The sequence below is a fragment of the Promicromonospora sp. NPDC057488 genome (assembly GCF_042802395.1).
Taxonomy (GTDB): domain Bacteria; phylum Actinomycetota; class Actinomycetes; order Actinomycetales; family Cellulomonadaceae; genus Promicromonospora.
The window spans coordinates 1-2,880 of sequence record NZ_JBHVEG010000323.1 but is presented as its reverse complement, the minus strand read 5'-3'; the positions used below and the strand labels follow the sequence as shown (position 1 = coordinate 2,880).

Below are 2,880 nucleotides of genomic sequence, written 5' to 3'. Positions count from 1 at the left end.
GTGTCTGCCGGGGGCGCTGCCCGCGGTCAGGCGCTGACCGGGGTGTGCACCATCCCGAACTCGTTGCGGCGACGCAGCTCGAACCCGAGGCTCTCGTAGAGCCGGATGGCGTTCGTGTTGCTCGCCGCGGCGTGCATCATCGCTCGGGCGCCGCGCTCGCGGACGTGGTGCACGACGTCGAGCACGAGGCGCGAGGCCAGGCCCTGCCCGCGGAAGCGCTCGTCGGTTGCGACGGCGCTGATCTCGGTCCAGCCGGCCGGCCGTAGCCGCTCGCCCGCCATGGCCGCGAGCACGCCGTCGCGCCGGATGCCGACGTACCGGCCCATCTCGTAGGTCCGGGGCAGGAACGGCCCGGGCTTGGCGCGGGCCACGAGGTCCATCATCTCGGGCACGTCGGCCGCGCCCAGGACCGCGGCCTCGTCGTCGGGCCGGCCGACCAGGCGCTCGGTCTCGACGAGCTGCACGCCGCCGAACAGGTCGCCGCGCACCCAGCCCGCGGGGAGCTGGACGGACTCCGGCGGGGCGGGGAAGTCGGCGTCGTACCCGACCAGGTCGATGATCGCGGCCCAGACGCGGGGGTCGTCCCACGTGCGGACGGCGGCGAACGGCGACACGTCCACGGGGTAGCGGCGCACGAGGTCGCCGCCCTCGGCGAAGTGGGCGTGCTCCCCGCTGAGCGACGACCAGGCGGCGTCGTCGAGCACGGTGTAGTCGGGGGCTGTGGTGCGTGCCGCGTCGTCGGGCGCAGCGTCGGTCAGGAGGCTCACGTCATCACCAACTTTCCGGGGGCGACGAGCATTCCGTCGGCCCTGCCGAAGTCGGCAGTTTGCCCGGCGGACTCGGCAGTTGGCATCGAGATCGGCTCAGCCCTGTGCCGACCTCGATGCCAACTGCCGAAGTTCAGGGCGAACTGCCGAACGTCAAAGCGGCCCCCGCATCACCTTCGAGGCCCAAGTTTCTTCGCATTGGACGGCGCCAAAGAAGAGAAACTTAGGCCTCAAAGGGGATGGGCTCAGCCCAGTCCGGGTCCCGCGGCCGACGTCGGCGTGTGGGCCGGCGTGGCGTGAGCCGGAGCGGGCTGCGCCGGAGCGAGCTCGGCCGACGTCGCCTGCGCCGCCGCCGCGCGGGACGGCGCCGGTGCCCGGAAGATCGCGACGAGGTTGATCACCAGCGCGGCCGTGACCAGGCCGATCACGGGGACCAGGAGGTCGGCGCCCAGACGCGGCCCGGTCGCCAGCAGGTCCCAGCGCCCGACGGCGACGGCTCCGGCGAGCGCGGCCCACAGTGCCGTCTCCAGCGCGGGCAGCCACTCGCCGGCCCGCACGTGGAACCCGCTGGCCATCAGGGTCACTATCGCGAGGCCGGCGGCGGCGAGCGGCGTCGTCCACTCGAGGGTGCCCAGCAGCATCGGCAGGACGAGCGCGAACGGCGCGACGAGCTCCGCGACGCCGGTCACGACGACGATCGAGCGCGGCAGGTCGTCGAAGCCCGCCCACCGGTCGATGCCGCGGCCGGCGATCTTGGGCAGGGCCGCGAACAGGAAGAACAGGGCGAGGACGGCCTGCGCCGCCCACAGCGTGGTGGTGAGCATGATGCTCCTTCGGGTCCGTCGGACGGCGGGTTGCCGGCCGGTGCGGACAGGACGAACGGTCGTGCGCGAGTGTGACGCCGTCACATCGAGGGGTGGCCGATCGTCGTGCAGGCATGAGCGAACCAGGACGTGACCCCGGGCAGGACGCCGGCGAGCGCGCCGGGAAGAAGGCGGGAGCCGACGCCGCCCGCGTCACCGCCGCGTCACGCGCCGACCGTGCCTACCTGCTGGCCGTCGCGCGCCGCATCCTGGCCGACCCGGCCGAGGCCGAGGACGTGGTGCAGGACGCGTTCGCCCGCCTGGCGACCCAGGACGTCGGCGCGATCCGGGACCTGCGCGGCTGGCTCGTGGTTGCCGTGCGGCGGCTCGCGCTGGACCGGATCGGCTCGGCGCACCGCCGCCTGTCCGCCCCGCAGGACCCGACCGCGTGGGACTTCGGGGCCGCTGGCACGCCTGGCCCGGGTCCGGCGGCGTCCCCGGATCCGGCGGACCGCGTGACCCTGGACGACGAGATCCGGGGCGCGCTGTCCGTCGTGCTCGACCGGCTGACGGCGGGGGAGCGCGCCGCGTTCCTGCTGCACGACGTGTTCGGGATCCCCTTCGAGAGCGTCGCGGAGACCGTCGGCCGCACCCCGGCCGCGTGCCGCCAGCTCGCCAGCCGGGCCCGGCGAGCGGTCCGGGCATCGCGGCCGACGGCGGCCTCCGGCCCGTCACCGACCGCACCGCCCGGACCGCGCGCCGACCCCCAGCTGCAGCGCGTCACGGACACCTTCATCGCGGCGTGCGCCGGGGGAGACCTCGCGGCCCTGGTGCGGATCCTGCATCCCGAGGTCTCGGGCTGGGCGACGCTGCGCGGCGTGCGCGTCGGGTTCGACGTCGGCGCCGAGCGGGTCGCCGCCGGGTCCCTTCGCTACCTGGGTCCGACGTCGGGCTGGACCCTCGCCCCGCTGCTCCTGGACGACGGGATGGCGCTCGTCGCGACGCGCGACGGCGCGCCGGTCGCGCTGATCCGGGTGCTCGTCGCGGACGGCCTGATCACCGCGATCCGCACGGTGCTGCTGCCCTGACGACAACCAGCCGCGGAACGAGACGCCGAGCTCGCCCCGGATCCGGGCGGCGCGCCCCCATCACCTTTGAGGCCTAAGTTTCTCCTCTTTGGCGCCGTCCAAAGCGAAGAAACTTAGGCCTCAAAGGTGATGGGCTCAGTGCCGTCGGGCGCCATCGCAAGCCGGTCGGCAGTTTGCCGCACAGACTCGGCAGTTGGCATCGAGATCGGCCCAGGCCTGGAC

3 protein-coding genes are annotated in these 2,880 nt (G+C 74.1%); 1 reads left to right on the top strand and 2 read right to left on the bottom strand.

Annotation, left to right across the window (positions count from 1 at the left end):
- Positions 1 to 26: 26 nt before the first annotated feature.
- Positions 27 to 767: a GNAT family N-acetyltransferase gene (locus ACFU5G_RS29730; protein ID WP_377252723.1), complete on the bottom strand. Its 741-nt coding sequence runs from the start codon at positions 765 to 767 to the stop codon at positions 27 to 29.
- A 245-nt stretch (positions 768 to 1,012) separates the two neighbouring features.
- The gene (locus ACFU5G_RS29725) at positions 1,013 to 1,591 is read right to left on the bottom strand and encodes a DoxX family protein (protein WP_377252721.1); all 579 of its coding nucleotides are present in this window, start codon (positions 1,589 to 1,591) and stop codon (positions 1,013 to 1,015) included.
- A 113-nt stretch (positions 1,592 to 1,704) separates the two neighbouring features.
- Here ACFU5G_RS29725 and ACFU5G_RS29720 point away from each other — a divergent pair, with 113 nt between their 5' ends.
- Positions 1,705 to 2,658, top strand: coding sequence for a sigma-70 family RNA polymerase sigma factor (locus ACFU5G_RS29720; RefSeq protein ID WP_377252719.1), 954 nt, complete (start codon positions 1,705 to 1,707; stop codon positions 2,656 to 2,658).
- Positions 2,659 to 2,880: the final 222 nt, after the last annotated feature.

Coding starts and splice junctions, on each gene's coding strand:
- ACFU5G_RS29725 (WP_377252721.1), bottom strand. CDS start 1,591: ATGCTCACCACCACGCTGTGGGCGGCGCAGGCCGTCCTCGCCCTGTTC.
- ACFU5G_RS29720 (WP_377252719.1), top strand. CDS start 1,705: ATGAGCGAACCAGGACGTGACCCCGGGCAGGACGCCGGCGAGCGCGCC.